Below are 3248 nucleotides of genomic sequence, written 5' to 3'. Positions count from 1 at the left end.
GGGCCGCGCTTCAGCAAATTGGGTATGTGATGTCGGTGCTGTCTGAGTCGCCACAAACTTTCGGTTCGTTTCGTCTTCATACACCGCAATCTGGTCTCTTCACTTCTCAGCTCAGAGTAACAAATTGCTTGGGTGTTATATGGTCAAGCCTCACGGGCAATTAGTACAGGTTAGCTCAACGCCTCACAGCGCTTACACACCCTGCCTATCAACGTCGTAGTCTTCGACGGCCCTTCAGGGAACTCAAGGTTCCAGTGAGATCTCATCTTGAGGCTAGTTTCCCGCTTAGATGCTTTCAGCGGTTATCTATTCCGAACATAGCTACCCGGCAATGCCACTGGCGTGACAACCGGAACACCAGAGGTTCGTCCACTCCGGTCCTCTCGTACTAGGAGCAGCCCCTCTCAAATCTCAAACGTCCACGGCAGATAGGGACCGAACTGTCTCACGACGTTCTAAACCCAGCTCGCGTACCACTTTAAATGGCGAACAGCCATACCCTTGGGACCGGCTTCAGCCCCAGGATGTGATGAGCCGACATCGAGGTGCCAAACACCGCCGTCGATATGAACTCTTGGGCGGTATCAGCCTGTTATCCCCGGAGTACCTTTTATCCGTTGAGCGATGGCCCTTCCATACAGAACCACCGGATCACTAAGACCTACTTTCGTACCTGCTCGACGTGTCTGTCTCGCAGTCAAGCGCGCTTTTGCCTTTATACTCTACGACCGATTTCCGACCGGTCTGAGCGCACCTTCGTACTCCTCCGTTACTCTTTAGGAGGAGACCGCCCCAGTCAAACTACCCACCATACACTGTCCTCGATCCGGATAACGGACCTGAGTTAGAACCTCAAAGTTGCCAGGGTGGTATTTCAAGGATGGCTCCACGCGAACTGGCGTCCACGCTTCAAAGCCTCCCACCTATCCTACACAAGCAAATTCAAAGTCCAGTGCAAAGCTATAGTAAAGGTTCACGGGGTCTTTCCGTCTAGCCGCGGATACACTGCATCTTCACAGCGATTTCAATTTCACTGAGTCTCGGGTGGAGACAGCGCCGCCATCGTTACGCCATTCGTGCAGGTCGGAACTTACCCGACAAGGAATTTCGCTACCTTAGGACCGTTATAGTTACGGCCGCCGTTTACCGGGGCTTCGATCAAGAGCTTCGCGTTAGCTAACCCCATCAATTAACCTTCCGGCACCGGGCAGGCGTCACACCCTATACGTCCACTTTCGTGTTTGCAGAGTGCTGTGTTTTTAATAAACAGTCGCAGCGGCCTGGTATCTTCGACCGGCATGAGCTTACGGAGCAAGTCCTTCACCCTCACCGGCGCACCTTCTCCCGAAGTTACGGTGCCATTTTGCCTAGTTCCTTCACCCGAGTTCTCTCAAGCGCCTTGGTATTCTCTACCCAACCACCTGTGTCGGTTTGGGGTACGGTTCCTGGTTACCTGAAGCTTAGAAGCTTTTCTTGGAAGCATGGCATCAACCACTTCGTCACCCAAAAGGGTAACTCGTCATCAGCTCTCGGCCTTGAACTCCCGGATTTACCTAAGAGTCCAGCCTACCACCTTAAACTTGGACAACCAACGCCAAGCTGGCCTAGCCTTCTCCGTCCCTCCATCGCAATAACCAGAAGTACAGGAATATTAACCTGTTTTCCATCGACTACGCTTTTCAGCCTCGCCTTAGGGACCGACTAACCCTGCGTCGATTAACGTTGCGCAGGAAACCTTGGTCTTTCGGCGTGGGTGTTTTTCACACCCATTGTCGTTACTCATGTCAGCATTCGCACTTCTGATACCTCCAGCAAGCTTCTCAACTCACCTTCACAGGCTTACAGAACGCTCCTCTACCGCATCACCTAAGTGATACCCGTAGCTTCGGTGCATGGTTTGAGCCCCGTTACATCTTCCGCGCAGGCCGACTCGACTAGTGAGCTATTACGCTTTCTTTAAAGGGTGGCTGCTTCTAAGCCAACCTCCTAGCTGTCTAAGCCTTCCCACATCGTTTCCCACTTAACCATGACTTTGGGACCTTAGCTGACGGTCTGGGTTGTTTCCCTTTTCACGACGGACGTTAGCACCCGCCGTGTGTCTCCCATGCTCGGCACTTGTAGGTATTCGGAGTTTGCATCGGTTTGGTAAGTCGGGATGACCCCCTAGCCGAAACAGTGCTCTACCCCCTACAGTGATACATGAGGCGCTACCTAAATAGCTTTCGAGGAGAACCAGCTATCTCCGAGCTTGATTAGCCTTTCACTCCGATCCACAGGTCATCCGCTAACTTTTCAACGGTAGTCGGTTCGGTCCTCCAGTCAGTGTTACCTAACCTTCAACCTGCCCATGGATAGATCGCCCGGTTTCGGGTCTATTCCCAGCGACTAGACGCCCTATTAAGACTCGCTTTCGCTACGCCTCCCCTATTCGGTTAAGCTCGCCACTGAAAATAAGTCGCTGACCCATTATACAAAAGGTACGCAGTCACCCAACAAAGTGGGCTCCCACTGCTTGTACGCATACGGTTTCAGGATCTATTTCACTCCCCTCTCCGGGGTTCTTTTCGCCTTTCCCTCACGGTACTAGTTCACTATCGGTCAGTCAGTAGTATTTAGCCTTGGAGGATGGTCCCCCCATATTCAGACAAGGTTTCTCGTGCCCCGTCCTACTCGATTTCATGACCAAGAGATTTTCGCGTACAGGGCTATCACCCACTATGGCCGCACTTTCCAGAGCGTTCCGCTAATCTCAAAGCCACTTAAGGGCTAGTCCCCGTTCGCTCGCCACTACTAAGGGAATCTCGGTTGATTTCTTTTCCTCAGGGTACTTAGATGTTTCAGTTCCCCTGGTTCGCCTCTTGCACCTATGTATTCAGTACAAGATAACCATCTTATGATGGCTGGGTTCCCCCATTCAGACATCTCCGGATCAAAGTCTGTTTGCCGACTCCCCGAAGCTTTTCGCAGGCTACCACGTCTTTCATCGCCTCTGACTGCCAAGGCATCCACCGTATGCGCTTCTTCACTTGACCATATAACCCCAAGCAATCTGGTTATACTATGAAGACGACATTCGCCGAAAATTTGCAATTGCTCACAAACTTTACCTTAGCCTGATCCGTTACCAGTGAAAGTAACGTTCAGTCTATCTTTCTATCACATACCCAAATTTTTAAAGAACGATCTAATCAAAAGACTAGAAATCAACATTCACCATCACCTTGATGGAATGCTCATTTCTAAGCTTT

The 3248-nt window shown here is 51.1% G+C and carries 1 rRNA gene; it reads right to left on the bottom strand.

Annotated features, from left to right (window positions below):
- Positions 1 to 139 precede the first annotated feature (139 nt).
- Positions 140 to 3032: ribosomal RNA gene (locus HX851_RS31975) — 23S ribosomal RNA — on the bottom strand.
- Positions 3033 to 3248: the final 216 nt, after the last annotated feature.

The sequence above is a fragment of the Pseudomonas gingeri genome, assembly GCF_013385635.1.
Taxonomy (GTDB): domain Bacteria; phylum Pseudomonadota; class Gammaproteobacteria; order Pseudomonadales; family Pseudomonadaceae; genus Aquipseudomonas; species Aquipseudomonas gingeri_A.
The sequence above is the reverse complement of the archived record's forward strand: the minus strand, read 5'-3'. Positions and strand labels throughout refer to the sequence as shown.